15 protein-coding genes are annotated in these 18,142 nt (G+C 72.3%); all 15 read right to left on the reverse strand.

Annotated features, from left to right (window positions below; translation table 11 throughout):
• Positions 1–25 precede the first annotated feature (25 nt).
• The gene (locus ACFYPM_RS11870; RefSeq protein WP_357254846.1) at positions 26–1,009 is read right to left on the reverse strand and encodes an AAA family ATPase; all 984 of its coding nucleotides are present in this window, start codon (positions 1,007–1,009) and stop codon (positions 26–28) included.
• Positions 1,010–1,255: 246 nt separating this feature from the next.
• On the reverse strand, positions 1,256–3,289 hold the full coding sequence (locus tag ACFYPM_RS11875; protein ID WP_387194505.1) for a primosomal protein N': 2,034 nt from the start codon (positions 3,287–3,289) through the stop codon (positions 1,256–1,258).
• 59 nt (positions 3,290–3,348) lie between these two features.
• A complete protein-coding gene (gene metK / locus ACFYPM_RS11880; protein ID WP_357375455.1) occupies positions 3,349–4,542 on the reverse strand; it encodes a methionine adenosyltransferase in 1,194 nt (397 codons plus the stop codon).
• Between the two features lie 87 nt (positions 4,543–4,629).
• Positions 4,630–5,838, reverse strand: a complete 1,209-nt coding sequence (gene coaBC / locus ACFYPM_RS11885) for a bifunctional phosphopantothenoylcysteine decarboxylase/phosphopantothenate--cysteine ligase CoaBC (RefSeq protein ID WP_387194509.1) — start codon at positions 5,836–5,838, stop codon at positions 4,630–4,632.
• 14 nt (positions 5,839–5,852) lie between these two features.
• Positions 5,853–6,116 (reverse strand): DNA-directed RNA polymerase subunit omega, encoded by a 264-nt coding sequence (gene rpoZ / locus ACFYPM_RS11890; protein ID WP_030335666.1) that lies wholly within the window; start codon positions 6,114–6,116, stop codon positions 5,853–5,855.
• 65 nt (positions 6,117–6,181) lie between these two features.
• The gene (locus ACFYPM_RS11895) at positions 6,182–6,715 is read right to left on the reverse strand and encodes a guanylate kinase (RefSeq protein WP_387194512.1); all 534 of its coding nucleotides are present in this window, start codon (positions 6,713–6,715) and stop codon (positions 6,182–6,184) included.
• A gap of 25 nt (positions 6,716–6,740) precedes the next feature.
• Entirely contained in the window at positions 6,741–7,058 is a 318-nt protein-coding gene (gene mihF / locus ACFYPM_RS11900; RefSeq protein ID WP_030335662.1) for an integration host factor, actinobacterial type, read from the reverse strand.
• 178 nt (positions 7,059–7,236) lie between these two features.
• Positions 7,237–8,073 (reverse strand): orotidine-5'-phosphate decarboxylase, encoded by an 837-nt coding sequence (gene pyrF / locus ACFYPM_RS11905; RefSeq protein WP_387194515.1) that lies wholly within the window; start codon positions 8,071–8,073, stop codon positions 7,237–7,239.
• Between the two features lie 64 nt (positions 8,074–8,137).
• Entirely contained in the window at positions 8,138–9,412 is a 1,275-nt protein-coding gene (locus tag ACFYPM_RS11910; RefSeq protein ID WP_387194518.1) for an adenosylmethionine--8-amino-7-oxononanoate transaminase, read from the reverse strand.
• Between the two features lie 270 nt (positions 9,413–9,682).
• Positions 9,683–10,729 (reverse strand): quinone-dependent dihydroorotate dehydrogenase, encoded by a 1,047-nt coding sequence (locus ACFYPM_RS11915; RefSeq protein ID WP_365064517.1) that lies wholly within the window; start codon positions 10,727–10,729, stop codon positions 9,683–9,685.
• On the reverse strand, positions 10,726–14,097 hold the full coding sequence (gene carB, locus ACFYPM_RS11920; RefSeq protein WP_387194521.1) for a carbamoyl-phosphate synthase large subunit: 3,372 nt from the start codon (positions 14,095–14,097) through the stop codon (positions 10,726–10,728). The genes ACFYPM_RS11915 and carB overlap by 4 nt, the downstream gene beginning before the upstream one ends.
• On the reverse strand, positions 14,090–15,283 hold the full coding sequence (carA, locus tag ACFYPM_RS11925; protein WP_387194524.1) for a glutamine-hydrolyzing carbamoyl-phosphate synthase small subunit: 1,194 nt from the start codon (positions 15,281–15,283) through the stop codon (positions 14,090–14,092). The genes carB and carA overlap by 8 nt, the downstream gene beginning before the upstream one ends.
• On the reverse strand, positions 15,280–16,557 hold the full coding sequence (locus ACFYPM_RS11930) for a dihydroorotase (RefSeq protein WP_387194527.1): 1,278 nt from the start codon (positions 16,555–16,557) through the stop codon (positions 15,280–15,282). The genes carA and ACFYPM_RS11930 overlap by 4 nt, the downstream gene beginning before the upstream one ends.
• Positions 16,554–17,480 (reverse strand): aspartate carbamoyltransferase catalytic subunit, encoded by a 927-nt coding sequence (locus ACFYPM_RS11935; RefSeq protein ID WP_387194530.1) that lies wholly within the window; start codon positions 17,478–17,480, stop codon positions 16,554–16,556. Before ACFYPM_RS11935 ends, ACFYPM_RS11930 begins: the two co-directional genes overlap by 4 nt.
• Positions 17,477–18,061, reverse strand: coding sequence for a bifunctional pyr operon transcriptional regulator/uracil phosphoribosyltransferase PyrR (gene pyrR / locus ACFYPM_RS11940; protein ID WP_387194533.1), 585 nt, complete (start codon positions 18,059–18,061; stop codon positions 17,477–17,479). Before pyrR ends, ACFYPM_RS11935 begins: the two co-directional genes overlap by 4 nt.
• Positions 18,062–18,142 lie beyond the last annotated feature (81 nt).

The following is an 18,142-nucleotide window of genomic DNA, read 5'->3' on the forward strand; positions in this document are numbered from 1 at the left end:
GTGCCGGCCCGGCCCATCGCTGGGCTCAGGCGCCGGCGGCCGGGTCCCCGGCGAGCACCGCGTCACCGCGCAGCAGCGCCGGCTCGGGCAGCGGCAGCTGGATCTTGTGGGCGGCCTCCCAGTCGTAGATCAGGCCGGGGCGCACCTGGGCGGCGAAGTAGTCGATCGCGCTCATCCCACCCACCACCGGCTCGTCGACCTCGGCGACCAGTTGGGCGGGGACCAGCGAGAACCCGTTCTGCAGGGCGGCGCTGAGCCGACGGTGACCGTCGACGACGAAGAAGTACTCGCCGGTGAACCCGATCTTCAGCGGTTCGAGGGCCTCGTCGCCGGCCTCGGCCACGTCGCCGACGAAGTCGGTGTCCCACAGACCCCGCAGGGTGGCGATGTCCTCGGTCGGGTAGACGCGCGCCGGATCCAGCAGCAGCAGCGGCGGACCGTCGCGCAGCACCTCGGCGCCGAGCGTGCCCTCGTACGCGGCGACGATGTGCTCGATCACCTCGGCCGCCGAGGCACGGGTGGTGTCGCAGATCAGGTCGTAGTTACGCAGTCGGGCCTTGTCCACCCCGTACCGGACGATGAACCGGCTGCGCTCGCTCGCGCTGCGTTCCCGAAGCTTGGCCTTGGCCTCCTCCAGGGAGGCGTAGCTCTCCGCCGGCCCGGACGGACGGGCCAGCACCCGGCGGGCCGCCTCACCCGGCTCGGTGATCATGTGGACCTTGAGCGCGTCGGTGAAGAAGTGCCAGGCCAGCCGGGAGTCCATGACGAGTCGCTCACCGGAGGCGGCGATGTTCCGCTGGAGCTGGTCGACGTAGCCGTCGACGGCCTGGTCGAGCTCGGCGTGCAGATTGAGCTGCAGAGCGGTCATCTGCCGCTGCTGCGCCATCTCCCGGTAGAGGTCACCCACACTGACCCGGCGCATGCCGAGCCGCTTGGCGATCTCGACCGACACGGTGCTCTTGCCGCTGCCGAGGTCGCCGTTGAAGACGATCGATTGTCCAACGGTCACGACTGGTCCACCCCTGCTCACCGGCTCAAAGACATCATCGACATCGCGTCCGACCGACGCGTTCCCGCCATCGTCGCGCCATCCTGCGGCGGCCCCAGCACGGCGCCTGTGACGCTCCGTCGCAATCTGGAGCCGTCGTACGCCTTGGCATGACGGGCGATGCTACCACTTTGCCGCCACCGACCTGTCGGACGCGGTGTGCGAGGACCAGCCGCGCGGGCCGGGCCCGACGCCCCCCGAAACCGCTCAGAACAGGCTCAGCGGGTCGACCTGGAGACGAACCGGATCGGCGGCCTTGCGGGCGGCGCGCACGCCCGCGGCCGAGTGCAGCGCCTCGGCGAGCGCCGCAGCCCGCGCCCGGGGCACCCGGACCAGCATCCGCTCCCGGCCCTCCTCGGCCGGCACCGGCCCGAGCACCTCGGCGTCGTCGGGCAGCCGGGTCGCGGCGAGCAGGTCGGCCACCGCCTCGGCCGCGCCGGTGACACTCGCCATCCGGACGGCCGGTGGGAAGCCCAACTCCCGACGCTCGGCCAACTCCCGGCCGGCGAACCAGGCGGCGTCCCAGCGCAGCAGCGCCTGCACCGGGGCGAGCGCACCGTCGGCGACCACCACCACCCGGCCCGCAGGTGCCGGGCGGGCCAGGGCTGCCGCTGCCAGCCAGCGACGCAACGCCTCCTCACCGGCGCGCAGGTCGGCCCGGGTCAGCAGAGCCCACGAGTCGAGCAGCAGCACCGCTCCGTAGCCGCCCGCGGCGACCGGCTCGGCGCCGGGCGTGGTCACCACCAGGGCGGCGCCGCCGGGCACGTCGGTCAGCACCTCCTCGCGCCCCGAGGTGCGCACCGGCACGCCGGGGAACGCCCGACCCAGCTCCTCGGCGGTCCGCCGGGCGCCGGTCACCGCGGCCCGCAGCCGCCGCCCACCGCACTGCGGGCAGGCGTACGCGGCAGCCACCCGAGCGCACCACCGGCAGGCCGGGGTGCCACCGGCCGAGGGCAGCGCGAGCGGCCCGGAGCAGTGCTCGCACCGGGCCGGGGTGCGGCACTCGGCGCAGGAGATCGACGGCAGGTAGCCGCGACGGGGCACCTGCACCAGCACCGGCAACTCCTGCCGGAGAGCGTCGCGGGCGGCCGTCCAGGCCAGGCTGGGCAGTCGGGCGGTGGCGGCCCCCGGGTCGCGAGCCAGTTGCGGGTCGTCGCCGGTCGGCGCGATGGCCGGAATCCGGGCCCGCACGGTGGCCCGGTCGGCGACCACCTCCCGCGCCCAGCCGGTCTCCAGCAGCAACTGCGCCTCGGCGGTGCGGGCGTACCCGCCGACCAGCGCGCCGGCCTCGGCGAGTTGGACGCGGGTGAGCAGCACATCACGGGCGTGCGGATACGGCGACCGGGGCTCGGAGTGCAGGTCGTCGCCGTCGTCCCAGATGGCGACCAGGCCGAGCCGGTCTACCGGGGCGAACATCGCCGCCCGGGTGCCGATCACCACCGGCACCCGCCCGCGGCGGGCGGCGAGGAACGCCCGGTAGCGCCGGGCCGGACCGAGGGCGGCGGAGAGGCTGACGTGCCGCCCCGGGCCGAGCACGCCGGTGAGCGCGGCGTCCAGCCGGTCGAGGTCGCGGGCGTCGGGCACCACCACCACCGCGCCGCGCCCGCCGGCGACGGTGGCGGCCACCGCGTCGGCGTAGCGGGCCGCCCAGTCCTCGCCGGGCAACGCCGACCAGACCGCGCGGGGCGCCCGGCCGTCGGTGAGTGCCCGCAGCAGCGCCGGACCCGTCGGGTAGTCCCGCCACCCACGCGGGTCGACCGGGTCGGCAGCCCCGACCGGGTCGACGGCCGCCGGGTCGGAGTTCCCGAGCCGCACGGTCTCGGGCGCGGACGCGGAGTGCCCCAGCCGCGCGGTCGCGGGCGCGGCGGCGGGCGGGTCGAGGGTGTCGGCGTCCGGTGGATCGGGTGTGCCGTCGTCGCGGGGCTCCTTCTCGACCCGGGCGTGCCGCGGTGGGACGGCGAGCCGGAGCACGTCGGCGAGGCTGCCCGCGTACCGGTCGGCGACCGCGCGGGCCAGCCGGGCGATCTCGGGCGCCAGCACCGGCTCCGGCGAGACGACCTTCTCCAGGTACGCGAGGCGGCCGGTGTGCCCGGAGTCGTCGGCGCGCGACAGCAGCCACCCGTCGACGAGTTGCCCGGCGAAGCGCACCTTCACCCGGGTGCCGGGCACCGCCACCTCGTCCAGTTCTGCCGGCACCAGGTAGTCGAACGGCCGGTCCAGGTGCGCCAGCCCGACGTCCACGCAGACGCGCGCGACCGGCGAGGAGTCCGCGGGTCGCCGGTCGCTGCGCTTGGTGGCGGTCAGGCTCCCGCGGCCGACTTGAGGTCGGCGGCCCGGTCGGTGCTCTCCCAGGTGAGGTCCGGCAACTCCCGGCCGAAGTGGCCGTACGCGGCGGTCTGCTGGTAGATCGGGCGGAGCAGGTTGAGGTCCCGGATGATCGCGGCCGGACGCAGGTCGAACACCTCGGTGACGGCCTTCTCGATCGAGGAGACCGGCACGGTCTCGGTGCCGAACGTCTCGATGAACAGGCTCACCGGGTGGGCCTTGCCGATGGCGTAGGCGACCTGCGCCTCGCACCGCTCGGCCAGACCGGCGGCGACCACGTTCTTGGCGACCCAGCGCATGGCGTACGCGGCGGAGCGGTCCACCTTGGACGGGTCCTTGCCGGAGAACGCGCCGCCGCCGTGGCGGGCGTACCCGCCGTACGTGTCAACGATGATCTTGCGACCGGTCAGCCCGGCGTCGCCCATCGGGCCGCCGATCTCGAACCGGCCGGTCGGATTGACCAAAAGCCGGTAGCCGTCGGTGTCCAGGCCGAGGCTCTCCAACTCCGGAGCGATCACGTGGTCACGCACGTCGGGAGTGAGCAGCGAGTCCAGCGAGATGTCCGCGGCGTGCTGGCTGGACACGACCACGGTGTTCAGCCGGACTGGGCGCAGCCCCTCGTACTCGATGGTCACCTGGGTCTTGCCGTCCGGACGCAGGTAGGGGATCGTGCCCTCCTTGCGCACGGCGGCCAACCGGCGGGCCAGCCGGTGGGCGAGGGCGATCGGCAGCGGCATCAGCTCGGGCGTCTCCGAGCAGGCGAAGCCGAACATCATGCCCTGGTCGCCGGCGCCCTGCGCGTCCAGCGCGCTCTCCGACGCCCCGGTCCGCAGCTCGAAGGCGTTGTCCACGCCCTGTGCGATGTCCTCGGACTGCGCGCCGATGGAGACGCTGACGCCGCAGGACGCGCCGTCGAAGCCCTTCTTCGACGAGTCGTAGCCGATGTCGAGGATGGTGCGGCGGACGATCGTCGGGATGTCCGCGTACGCCTTGGTGGTCACCTCACCGGCGATGTGCACCTGGCCAGTGGTGATCATGGTCTCCACCGCGACCCGGCTGTGCGGATCCTCGGTCAGCAACGCGTCGAGGATGCCATCGCTGATCTGGTCGGCGATCTTGTCCGGGTGGCCTTCCGTGACCGATTCGGACGTGAAGAGGCGGCGTGTCACGGCACTCCTAAGCGTGTGAGGTCGTTCCGCGGCAGTCTAATCACCACTGCGGCCGGTGCAGGGACCGGTCGCGCTCCGTTCCACCCGTCAGGAGCGGACCGGCAGTCGCGCCACGACGAGATCCCAGACGGTGTCGGCCACGGCTTCCTTGGCCTGCTCGGGCAGCCGGCTGACCGAGCCGTCCGCGCCGATGACCGTCACCGTGTTGGTGTCGGCGCCGAAGACCAGGTCGGGACCGACCTCGTTGACGACGATCAAATCGGCCCGCTTCCGAGCGAGTTTCGCTCGGCCGTTGGCCTCGGCGTCGCCGGTCTCGGCGGCGAACACCACAAGCAACTGCTCCGGTCGTTTGCGCTGGCCGAGCTCCGCCGCGATGTCCGGGTTCGTGACGAGCTCGATGGTGGGCGCGACACCGTCGTCCGACTTCTTGATTTTGCCAGGCGCGTAGGCCGCCGGCCGGAAATCGGCCGGAGCCGCCGCCATCACCACCGCGTCGGCCTCGACGGCGGCCTTCACCGTCGCCTCCCGCAACTCGGCGGTGGTGCCGACCCGGATCAGGTCGACGCCGGCGGGGTCGGCGAGGGAGACGTTGGCCGCGATCAGGGTGACCCGGGCGCCTCGGGCGACCGCCGCGCGGGCGAACGCGTACCCCTGTTTGCCGGAGGAGCGGTTGCCGAGGAAGCGGACCGGGTCCAGCGGCTCGCGGGTGCCACCGGCGGTGACGACCAGCCGGCGGCCGGCCAGGTCGGCGGGGGCGGAGGCACCTCGGGCCAGGACCCGACGGGCGACGGCGAAGATCTCCGCCGGGTCGGGCAGCCGACCCTTGCCGGTGTCGACGCCGGTGAGCCGCCCGACTGCCGGTTCGATGACCCGCACCCCCCGGGAGCGCAGCGTGGCGACGTTGGCCACGGTGGCCGGGTGCTCCCACATCTCGGTGTGCATGGCCGGGGCCAGCAGCACCGGACAACGGGCGGTCAGCAGGGTGTTGGTCAGCAGGTCGTCGGCGAGCCCGTGCGCGGCCTTGGCGAGCAGGTCGGTGGTGGTCGGTGCGACCACCACCAGGTCGGCCTGCTGACCGAGCCGGACGTGCGGCACCTCGTGGACGTCGGTCCAGACGTCGTCGGCGACCGGCTGGCCGGAGAGTGCCGCCCAGGTCGGCGCCCCGACGAACCGGAGCGCCGACGCGGTCGGCACGACCCGGACCCGGTGACCTGATTCGGTGAAGAGTCGCAGCAGCTCACACGCCTTGTAGGCGGCGATGCCGCCGCCGACCCCGAGGACGATCGAGGCGGACATCGGCCGGCGAGTGCTTACGGCTGGTCGGTCGGCTCGGCGGTGAGCAGGCCCGAGTTGATCTCGCGCATGGCGATGGAGAGGGGCTTCTCCTGCGGAGTGGTCTCGACGAGCGGGCCGACGTACTCCAGCAGGCCCTCGCCGAGCTGGCTGTAGTAGGCGTTGACCTGGCGCGCGCGCTTGGCGGCGAAGATGACGAGCGCGTACTTCGACGTCGTCTTCTCGAGGAGCTCGTCGATCGGCGGGTTGGTGATGCCTTCGGGGTTGGCGATGGATCCCACGAATTTGACCTCTGCGTCTTTCGAGCCGCGCGCACGCGGTGTTGAGTCTCAACGGCGGCCGGCGGTCAGCCGCGCACTCGCGACCAGGCCGGATCCGGATAAGAAGAACCGAGTAAGCCTACCAGCTCGTCGACCACCCGCTCGGTGCGGTCGTGGGTCAGCGTGTGCGTGAAGGCGGCCGCCACGGTGGGGGCGGGTTCGTACCCCGGTGGGCTTAGCAGCACCAGCCGCGCATCGGGCCGGCGGGCCCGCACCGCCGCCGCGCCGGGCAGGTCGAGCGGGAGCAACACCGGCTGCCCGGCGTCGAGCCGGGCGCGTAGCGGTGGGTACGGCGTGCCCCGGCGGTATGCGCCGATCCGGGACCACTCCAACAGCTCGCCCGCGGCGAGCCGGCGATCGAACTCGGCGGGGGCGAGGAAAACGCGGTCGTACCCGTCGATCTCCGCCTCCCGGCGCGGCCTGGTCGTGGCCGGCACCGGGATCCACACGGACGGAGAACGCGCCCGGACCAGCTCGACGACACTCTCCCTGCCGGAACCCGAAGGTCCAGCCAGGACAGTGAGCCGAGCAGCCGGGCGCGCCTCGTCATCCGTGCTCACTGCTTGTTTCTACACGCTGCCAGGTTCAGTTGGCGGCGAACTCTCCAAGCAGTGCCTTGCGCTGCTGCTCGCCGAGGCCGCGCAGGCGACGGCTGTCCGCGATCTTGAGCTTCTCCATGATCTGGGTAGCCCGGATCTTGCCGATACCCGGCATGGCCTGCAGGACGGCCGACACCTTGAGCTTGCCGACGACATCGTCGCTCTCGGCGCGCTCGAGGACGGCACCAAGAGTGGTCTTGCCCTGCTTGAGCTGCTCCTTCAGCTGAGCACGGGCCTTGCGGATCTCCGCGGCCTTCTCGAGCGCGGCAGCGCGTTGTTCGGGGGTCAGTGACGGGAGCGGCACCAGTTCTCCTCAGGTCCCTATCGCGGCGGGCGGGGCGCACCGCCGCATCTGTGAAACGTGGTGTCGCTGTGAACCAAGGTGTCCATGGTTCCCAGCGCCGGGAAAACTAGCGGCCAACGGAGCTTTCGGCAACGTGGGGGCCGCATGATCACCGTAAGGTGACCGACCCGTCAGTCAGTCACCGGGCAGGCAGGACGGCCCGACAGTCGGCCAACACGCGGTCCGCGGCGGCCCGCAGGGCGTCGACATCGGGGCCGGCGGAGAGCACCTCCCGGGAGTACGACGGGAGCACCGAGGCGAGGCTCGAACCGAAGACGGTACGCAGATCGGCGGCACCGGCACCCTGCGCGCCGAGCCCCGGAGCGAGTAGTGGACCCCCCACGCCGGAGAGGTCGTGACCGGTGTCACCGATGGTCGCCCCGACCACCAGACCGAAGCTCCCGAGCGGAGTCGCACCCTCGTTGAGCTGGGAAATCTCGTCGATCACGGTTTGCGCCACGGTGCGACCGTCGGCCGTGCGGGCCCGCTGCACGGCCGCGCCCTCGGGGTTGGAGGTGAGGGCCAGCACGAACACGCCAGCGCCGTGCTCGGCGGCCAACTCGAACATCGGCGCCAACGAACCGACTCCGAGGTAGGGGCTCGCGGTGACCGCGTCGACATATATCGGGCTGGATGGATCGAGGTACGCGGAGGCGTACGCGCGCATCGTCGAGCCGATGTCGCCGCGCTTCACGTCGAGGAGAACGAGCGAGCCGGCCTTCCGTAACTGTCGGATAGTTGACTCAAGAATCTCCACTCCGCGGGATCCGAATCGCTCGAAAAAGGCCGACTGAGGCTTCACCACCGCAACCCGGTCACCGAGCGCCTCGACGACGGTCCGCGCGAACCGATCCAGCCCCGAGACGTCATCCGGGAGGCCCCAACCGGCCAGCAGACCCGGATGCGGGTCGATGCCCACACAGAGTGGCCCCCGCTCGCCGATCGCCCGGTGCAGCCGGGTTCCGAAGCTCTCCATCCGGTACTCCCTCTCTCCTGCCGGGCGGCGGACCGCCTCCCGGGTGTGCGTTGACGACGGCGGTTCAGCCGGCCGCCACCGCCGCCGCCACCCCGGCCGTGATCCGGGCCAGGTCGGCATCGTCGGTGACGTACGGCGGCATCGTGTAGACGAGGTCGCGGAACGGGCGCAGCCACACCCCCTGATCCGTCGCGGCCACGGTGGCCGCACCGAGGTCGACCTCGTGGTCGAGTTGGACCACCCCGATCGCGCCGAGCACCCGCACGTCGGCCACGCCGGGCGCACCGCGCAGGGGCTCCAGGCCGGCGCGCAGGCCGGCGCCGACCCTGGCCACCTGGGCCGACCAGTCCCCGGCCCGCAGCAGCCCGATGGAGGCGTTGGCCACCGCGCAGGCCAACGGGTTGCCCATGAACGTGGGTCCGTGCGCGAGGACGCCGGCGGCGGAGATGCCCCGGGCGACCTCCGGGGTGCAGAGCGTCGCCGCCAACGTCAGGTAGCCCCCGGTGAGCGCCTTGCCCAGGCACAGGACGTCCGGCGTCACCCCGGCGTGCTCGGCGGCGAACATCGCACCGGTACGGCCGAACCCGGTGGCGATCTCGTCGAAGATCAGCAGCACCCCGTGCGCCCGGGTCACCTCGCGCAGCACCCGTAGGTAGCCCGGATGGTGGAACCGCATCCCGCCGGCGCCCTGGACGACGGGCTCGACGATCACCGCGGCCAGTTCGTCGGCGTGCCGCTCGACGGTCTCCACCAACGCCGCCACGTACGCGTCGTCGGGCGGGTCGTCGAAGCCGCCGGGCGGGACCGGGGCGAACACCTGCCGGGGCAGTACGTCGCCCCAGAGGTGGTGCATGCCGCCCTCCGGGTCACAGACGCTCATCGGGTGGAACGTGTCGCCGTGGTAGCCACCCCGCCAGGTCGCCAGCCGGCGCCGCTGCGGTCGGCCGACGGCCCGCTGGTACTGCAGGCACATCTTCACCGCCACCTCGACGCTCACCGAGCCGGAGTCGGCCAGGAACACGTGCTCCAGCCCATCCGGGGTCAGCTCGACCAGGGTCCGGGCGAGCCGTACGGCAGGCTCGTGGGTGAGCCCGCCGAACATCACGTGGCTCATCCGGCCGAGCTGGTCGGTCACCGCCGCGTCCAGCACCGGGTGCCGGTAGCCGTGGATCGCCGCCCACCAGGACGACATCCCGTCCACCAGCTCCCGCCCGTCGGCGAGCCGCAGCCGCACCCCCTCGGCGCTCTCCACCACGTACGGCGGGTTCGTGGGGGGCAGCGCGGCGTACGGATGCCAGACGTGCGCCCGGTCGAAGGCCAGGATCTCCTCGGGTGTCACACCTACTCCTTCCAGACACGGACGGGCCGGGCGCCCCACAGCCGAGAGTCATCCCCGCGCCCTTTGCTCTGCTTCACCGGACGCAACATCCGGTGTCCGGAGATCGGACGTCGGCCGTCGCGTGGGTTGAAGCAGAGCAAAGGGCCAGCAGCGAGGATCGCCTCCCGGGCGCGCGCCGGTTCGGCGGCGAGCCGGCGCGGGCCTGGTCGACCCGGCGAGCCGGCGCGGGCCCGCCCGACGCGAGACCGGGCGAGCACCGGGCCGGGGCGGTCACCGGCCGGCGACCGCGTCCGGTGCCACGGGCGCGGCAGTCGCGCGGGCGGCGGCCCGGACCAGGGCCGGACCGCGGTAGATGAAGCCGGTGTAGAGCTGCACCAGGGCGGCCCCGGCGTCGAACATCCGCGCCGCGTCGTCCGGATCCAGCACCCCGCCGACGCCGATGATCGGCAGCCGACCACCGGTCTCCCGGTGGACGAAGTCGACCACCTCGCGAGCCCGTCCGGTGAGGGGCCGACCGGAGAGCCCACCGGCCTGGGCGCCGCGTTCGGCGTCCACCGTGGCCAGCCCGGTCCGGGACAGCGTGGTGTTGGTGGCGATCACCCCGGCCGCGCCACGGGCCAGGCAGACCTCCAGCAACTCGGCGATCGCCGCCTCGGTCAGGTCGGGCGCGATCTTGACCAGCACCGGCTTCTCCCCCACCAGCGCGCCGAGCAGCGCGTCCAGGTGGGCACGGTCCTGCAACGACCGCAGGCCCGGAGTGTTCGGTGAGGACACGTTCACCGCGAAGTAGTCGCCGTGGCCGCGCAGCGCCCGGTACGAGGCGAGGTAGTCCTCGACCGCCTCGTCCAGTGGGGTCACCTTGGACTTGCCCAACGAGATGCCCAGCGGCACCCCGAGCGGGCGGGTGAGCGCCGTCAGCCGGGCCGCCAACGCCGCGGCCCCGGCGTTGTTGAAGCCCATCCGGTTGACCACGGCCTCGCTGGCCGGCAGGCGGAACAGCCGCGGCCGTGGGTTGCCCGGCTGGGCGTGCGCCGTGACCGTGCCGACCTCGACGAACCCGAAGCCGAGGGCCGGCCAGGCCGGCAGCGCCGCGCCGTCCTTGTCCATCCCCGCGGCCAACCCGACCGGGTTGGGGAAGCGCACCCCGAACACCGTGCGCGGCGCGTCGACCGCGTAGCGGGTTCGCAGCGCGGCGAGCGCGGCCGGCCGCCGCGACAGGGCCGCCAACCGCCGCAGTGTCCACTCGTGCGCCGCCTCGGCGTCCCCACCCCCGATCCGGAACAACCAGGGCCGTACCGCCTGCTCGAACAGGGTCACTGGGCGGCCCGCAGGATGGCGTGCAGATCCTGCAGGGGGCGCACCTGCATGTCGCCGCGGATGCGCGCCTCGATGCCCATGACCGCCGCCGCCGCGCCGGGGACCGTGGTGATGCAGGGGATGTCGGCGGTGACGGCCGCGCTGCGGATCTCGTAGCCGTCGGAGCGGGCGCTGGCACCCGAACCCTGCGGCGTGTTGATCACCAGCGCCACCTGGCCACCGGCGATCAGCGACACCGCGTCATCGCCCTCGCCAGCCTGGTAGTGCTTGCGGACCTGCTCGCAGGCGATGCCGTGCCGGCGCAGCACCTCGGCGGTCCCGGTGGTCGCCACGATCTCGAAGCCGAGATCGGCCAACCGCTTGATCGGGAAGATCATGCCGCGCTTGTCCCGGTTGGCCACCGAGACGAAGATCTTCCCGGCGGTCGGCAGCGACCCGTACGCGGCGGACTGGCTCTTGGCGAAGGCGTGCCCGAAGTTGGTGTCGATGCCCATCACCTCGCCCGTCGACTTCATCTCCGGGCCGAGCAGCGAGTCGATGCCCTTGCCCGCGCGGGTCCGGAAACGCTTGAACGGCAGCACCGCCTCCTTGACCGCGACCGGCGCGTCGGCGGGCATCGTGCCCCCGTCCCCCGCCGCCGGGAGCAGGCCCTCGGCGCGCAACTCGGCGATCCTCGCGCCGAGCGCGATCCGGGCCGCCGCCTTGGCCAGCGGCACCGCCGTCGCCTTGGAGACGAACGGCACGGTACGCGACGCCCGCGGATTGGCCTCCAGCACGTAGAGCACGTCGTCCTTGAGGGCGTACTGCACGTTGAGCAGGCCGCGGACGCCGACGCCACGGGCGATGGCCTCGGTGTAGCGGCGGACCTCGGCCAGGTGCGAGCCCGCGAGGGTGATCGGCGGCAGCGCGCAGGACGAGTCGCCGGAGTGGATACCGGCCTCCTCGATGTGCTCCATCACGCCACCGATGTAGACCTCGCCGTCGGCGTCGCAGAGAGCGTCCACGTCGATCTCGATGGCGTCGTCGAGGAACCGGTCCACCAGCACCGGGTGATCCGGCGAGATGTCGGTGGCCCGACCGATGTAGTCGCGCAGCGTCGGGTCGTCGTAGACGATCTCCATGCCCCGCCCGCCGAGCACGTACGACGGCCGGACCAGCACCGGGTAGCCGATCTCGTCGGCGATCGTCTTGGCCTCGTCGTAGGACGTGGCCATGCCGTGCGCCGGCGCGCGCAGCCCGGCGCGGGCCAGCACGGCGCCGAACGCGCCCCGCTCCTCGGCCAGGTGGATCGACTCCGGGGAGGTGCCGACGATCGGCACACCGGCGTTCTTGAGCCGTTGCGCCAGGCCCAGCGGGGTCTGCCCGCCGAGCTGCACGACCACCCCGACCACACCCGGCCCGCCGGCCGCCCGGCCGGACGAGTCCTCGGCGTGCCAGACCTCCAGCACGTCCTCGAAGGTCAGCGGCTCGAAGTAGAGCCGGTCGGCGGTGTCGTAGTCGGTGGAGACCGTCTCCGGGTTGCAGTTGACCATGACGGTCTCGTAACCGGTCGCAGCGGCTGCGCCGATCGGCGCGCTTCGCAGCGCTTGTACCGCGTGCACACAGGAGTAGTCGAACTCGATGCCCTGCCCGATCCGGTTCGGGCCGGAGCCGAGGATCAGCACCTTCGGCCGGTCCGACGGCGCGACCTCGGTCTCCAGGTCGTACGTCGAGTAGTGGTACGGCGTGGTCGCCTCGAACTCGGCCGCGCAGGTGTCCACCGTCTTGTAGACCGGGCGTACGTCGAGGCGGTGCCGCAGAGTGCGGACGCCGTCCTCGGCGGCCAGCTCCGGGCGCAGCGCGGCGAGCTGACGGTCGGACAGGCCGGCCCGCTTGGCCCGACGCAGCAGGTCGGCGTCGAGTACCGGCGCGTCGACGATCTCGCCGCGCAGCTCGATCAGCGCGGCGATCTGGTCCAGGAACCACGGGTCGATCCCGCCGGACGCCTCACTGACCTCGGCGATCGACGCGCCGAGGCGCAGCGCCCGCTCGACGGTGTAGAGCCGGCCGTCGTGCGGGATCCGCAGCGCGGCGAGGGTGTCGGCCAGGGTGGTGTCCGCCGGGTCCGGCACACTCCAGAAACCGGCCGACTTGGTTTCCATCGAGCGCATCGCCTTGTTCAGCGCCTCGGTGAAGTTGCGCCCGAGGCTCATCGCCTCGCCCACCGACTTCATCGTGGTGGTCAGCTCCGGGTCCGCGCCGGGGAACTTCTCGAACGCGAACCGGGGGATCTTCACCACGACGTAGTCCAGGCTCGGCTCGAACGCCGCCGGGGTCTTCAACGTGATGTCGTTGGGGATCTCGTCGAGGGTGTAGCCGATGGCCAGCTTCGCGGCGATCTTCGCGATCGGGAAGCCGGTCGCCTTCGAGGCCAGCGCCGAGGAGCGCGACACCCGGGGGTTCATCTCGATCACGACGATCCGGCCGTCGACCGGGTTGACCGCGAACTGGATGTTGCAGCCGCCGGTGTCCACCCCGACCTCGCGCAGCACCGCGATGCCCAGGTCCCGCAGGCGCTGGTACTCCCGGTCGGTCAGCGTCATGGCCGGGGCCACGGTGACGCTGTCGCCGGTGTGCACGCCCATCGGGTCGATGTTCTCGATCGAGCAGACCACCACCACGTTGTCGTGCCGGTCGCGCATCAGCTCGAGCTCGTACTCCTTCCAGCCGAGCACGCTCTCCTCGATGAGGACCTCGTGCACCGGGCTGGCGGTCAGGCCGTCGCCGGCGATGCGGGCCAGGTCCTCCGGGGTGTGTGCCATGCCGGAGCCCAGGCCACCCATGGTGAACGACGGCCGGATCACCACCGGCAGGCCCAGCTCGGCGACTGTCGCCTCGACCTCGTCCATCGTGTGGCAGACCCGGGAGCGGGGCACCAGCCCGGTCGGGTCGTCGACACCCAGCCGTACGCCGGCCTTCGCCACGATCTCCTTGAACAGCTGCCGGTCCTCGCCCCGGTTGATGGCGTCGATGTTCGCGCCGATCAGCTCCACGCCGTACTTCTCCAGGACGCCGGCGGAGTGCAGGGCGACGGCCGTGTTCAGCGCGGTCTGCCCGCCGAGGGTCGCCAGGATCGCGTCCGGGCGTTCCTTGGCGATGACCAGCTCCACGAACTCCGGGGTGATCGGCTCGACGTACGTCGCGTCGGCGAACTCCGGGTCCGTCATGATCGTCGCCGGGTTGGAGTTGACCAGGCTGACCCGGATCCCCTCGCTGCGCAGCACCCGGCACGCCTGGGTGCCGGAGTAGTCGAACTCGCAGGCCTGCCCGATGACGATCGGCCCGGAGCCGATCACGAGGATGTGCTTGAGATCGGTCCGCTTAGGCATTGCTGCGCCCCCTGCTGTGGGTCCGGCCCTCGCTGGGCCGCTGGTCGATGGCACGGCCCTCGATCAGATCGGCGAATCGGTCGAAGAGGTAGTCAGCGTCGTGTGGGCCGGCCGCCGCCTCCGGGTGGTACTGGACGGTGAACGCGGGCAGGTCCACGGCCCGCAGCCCCTCGACCACGTTGTCATTGAGGCAGACGTGCGACACCCGGACGCCACCGAAGTCGGTGTCGATCACCTGGTCGGGGACGACCGCGCCGTTGCCCGAGCCGGGGACCTGCACGGCGAAGCCGTGGTTGTGGCTGGTCACCTCGACCTTGCCGGTGAGCCGGTCGAGCACCGGCTGGTTGATCCCCCGGTGGCCGTAGCCCAGCTTGTAGGTGCCGAAGCCGAGCGCCCGACCGAGGATCTGGCTGCCGAAACAGATGCCGAACAGCGGCACCTCCCGCCGCAGCGCCTCCCGGGCCAGCGCCACCGGGGCGTCGGCGGTCGCCGGGTCGCCCGGACCGGGCGACAGGAAGATCGCGTCGGCGCCGGTGGCGAGCATCTGGTCGATGCTCGACGACGCCGGCAGCACGTGGGTGGTCACCCCACGGGTGGCCAGCCGACGCGGCACGTTGCGCTTGATGCCCAGGTCCAGCGCCGCCACGGTGAACCGGTGCTCGCCGAGGGCCTCGACGACGTACGGCTCGGCGGTGCTCACCTCGGCGGACAGGTCCGCGCCGACCATCTGCGGTGACTGCCGGACCCGGGCCAGCAGGCTCTGCGGGTCCTTCTCGACGCTGGAGATGCCCACCCGCATGGCGCCCCGCTCGCGCAGGTGCCGGGTCAGCGCCCGGGTGTCCACCCCGCTGATGCCCACCACACCCTCGGTGGCGAGGCGGTCCTCCAGGCTGCCGGTGGCCCGCCAGTTCGAACCGATCCGGGCCGGGTCGCGCACCACATAACCCGCCACCCAGATCCGGCCGGACTCGTCGTCCTCGCCGTTGACGCCGGTGTTGCCGATGTGCGGGGCGGTCTGCACCACCACCTGCCGGTGGTAGGACGGGTCGGTCAGGGTCTCCTGATAACCGGTCATGCCGGTGTTGAAGACCGCCTCGCCGAAGGTCTCCCCGACGCTGCCGTACGCCTCACCGGGGAACGTGCGCCCGTCCTCGAGCACCAGGATTGCGGAACGTCTACGAGTCACTTGACTGCCTTTCCGTCCAGGACCGTCGGCTCGCCACGCAGGAAGGTCGCCACGATGCGACCCGGCAGCGTCATGCGGGCGTACGGGGTGTTGCGACTGCGGCTGGCCAACTCCGTCGGCTCGATGGTGCGGCGGGCGGCCGGGTCGATCAGGGTCAGGTTGGCCGGCACACCCGGCGCGGGGTCGACGCCGTGCCCGGTCAGGCCGGCGATCCGGGCAGGGGTACGCGACATCCGCTCGGCGATCAGGTCCCACTCGGGGCCGAGCACGTCGAGCGCGATGGACAGGGCTGTCTCCAGACCGAGCATGCCCGGCCGGGCGTACGCCCACTCGCACTCCTTGTCCTCCACGGCGTGCGGAGCGTGGTCGGTGGCGATCACGTCGATGACACCGTCGGCGAGCGCGGCGCGCAGCGCGGCGATGTCCGCGGCCGTCCGCAGCGGCGGGTTGACCTTGAAGACCGGGTCGTAGCTCTCCGCTCGCTCGTCGGTGAGCAGCAGGTGGTGCGGGGTGACCTCGGCGGTGACGCGTACCCCACGGGCCTTCGCCTGGCGCAGCACCTCGACGCTGCCGGCGGTGGAGACGTGGCAGACGTGCAGGCGGCTGCCCACGTGCTCGGCGAGCAGCACGTCCCGGGCGATGATCGCCTCCTCGGCGACCGCCGGCCAGCCGATCAGCCCGAGTCGGGTGGAGACCTCACCCTCGTGCATCTGCGCGCCCTCGGTGAGCCGGGGCTCCTCGGCGTGCTGGGCGATGATCCCGTCGAACGCCTTCACGTACTCCAGTGCCCGGCGCATCAGCTTCGGGTCGGCGACGCAGTGCCCGTCGTCGGAGAAGATCCGCACCCGGGCCGCGGAGTCCGCCATCGCGCCCAACTCGGCCAGGCGCTCGCCGGCCAGCCCGACGGTGACCGCGCCGATCGGTTGCACGTCGACCAGACCTGCCTCGCGGCCGAGTCGCCAGACCTGCTCGACCACGCCCGCGGTGTCGGCGACCGGGGACGTGTTGGCCATCGCGCAGACCGCCGTGTAGCCACCCATCGCCGCCGCGCGGGAACCGGACTCGACGGTCTCGGCGTCCTCCCGGCCGGGCTCGCGCAGGTGGGTGTGCAGGTCGACGAGGCCGGGCAGGGCGACCAGCCCGGTGCCGTCGACGACTCCTGCGTCCGGCGCGGACAGGCCGGCGCCGACCTCGGTGACCAGGCCGTCGCGGATCAGCAGGTCGGTCGGCGCGCCGCCGACGACACTCACGTTGGTGATCAGGTACGCGCTCACCGGTTGTTCCCTCCGAGCAGCAGGTAAAGAACAGCCATCCGCACGGAGACACCGTTGGTGACCTGTTCGACGATTGTGGAGCGGGGTGAGTCGGCGACCTCCGGGGTGATCTCCATCCCCCGGTTCATCGGGCCGGGGTGCATGACGATCGCGTGCTCGGGCAGCCGGCGCATCCGTGGACCGTCCAGCCCGTAGCGGCGGGCGTACTCGCGCGCGGAGGGGAAGTAGGAGTCGTTCATCCGCTCCCGCTGCACCCGCAGCATCATCACCACGTCGACTCCTGGCAGCACGGAGTCGAGGTCGTAGGAGACGTCGGTGGCGGGGGCGAGGGCTCCCGCGATGTCGACCGGGATGAGGGTCGGCGGGCCGACCAGGGTGACCTTCGCGCCCAGGGTGGAGAGCAGCAGCACGTTGGAGCGGGCGACCCGGGAGTGCAGCACGTCCCCGACCACCGCGACCGACAGCCCGGCGAGCCGGCCCAGCCGGGACCGCATGGTGTACGCGTCGAGCAGCGCCTGGGTCGGGTGCTCGTGGGTGCCGTCCCCGGCGTTGATGACCGAACCGTCGACCCAGTTCGCCAGCCGGTGCGGCGCGCCCGAGGCGGGGTGTCGGACGACCACGGCGTCGGCGCCCATGGCCTGCAGGGTCAACGCGGTGTCCTTCAGGCTCTCGCCCTTGGTGACGCTGGAGCCCTTCGCGGAAAAGTTGATCACGTCGGCGCTGAGCCGCTTCGCCGCCGCCTCGAAGGAGATCCGGGTGCGGGTGGAGTCCTCGTAGAAGAGGTTGACCACGGTCCGGCCGCGCAGCGCGGGCAGTTTCTTGATCTCCCGACCGGCGACGGTGGCCATCTCGGCGGCGGTGTCCAGGATCTCGGTGGCGGTGTCGGCGTCCAGGTCCGCGCCGGAGAGCAGATGCTTGATCATGAGGTAGGTCCCCCGTACAGCTTGACCTCGTCGGTCCCGTCGGTCTCGGCGAACGTCACCTTCACGCTCTCGGCGAGCGAGGTCGGGATGTTCTTGCCGACGTAGTCGGCGCGGATCGGCAACTCCCGGTGGCCACGGTCGACCAGAACGGCGAGTTGCACCGACGCCGGGCGGCCCACGTCGTTGAGCGCGTCGAGCGCGGCCCGGACGGTACGGCCGGAGAAGAGCACGTCGTCGACGAGGATGACCCGCTTGCCGTCGATCCCGCCGGACGGCAACTCGGTCGGGCCGATCGCGCGCGTGGCCTGCCGGCGCAGGTCGTCGCGGTACAGGGTGATGTCGAGCACACCTACCGGAACGGCGACGTCCTCGAAGGTGCTGATCCTGTCGGCGAGCCGCCGGGCGAGGGGTGTCCCCCGGGTCGGAATGCCCAGCAGCACCGTGTTGGCGGCGCCCTGCGTCTTCTCCAGGATCTGGTGGGCGATGCGGTCGACCACGCGTTGCACGTCGGCGCTGGCGAGGATCACCTTCACCGAGGGTTGTCGCGGTGGTGACGGGCGGGCAGCCGGTGGGTATGCCACGGCGGACCTCCTTCCCCGCCTCACGGGACGGGTCGTTAAAGGATGTCGGGCACCTCCGGCCGGACCGCGCAGCGGACCTGA

Source organism: Micromonospora sp. NPDC005203 (genome assembly GCF_042872705.1).
GTDB lineage: Bacteria > Actinomycetota > Actinomycetes > Mycobacteriales > Micromonosporaceae > Micromonospora.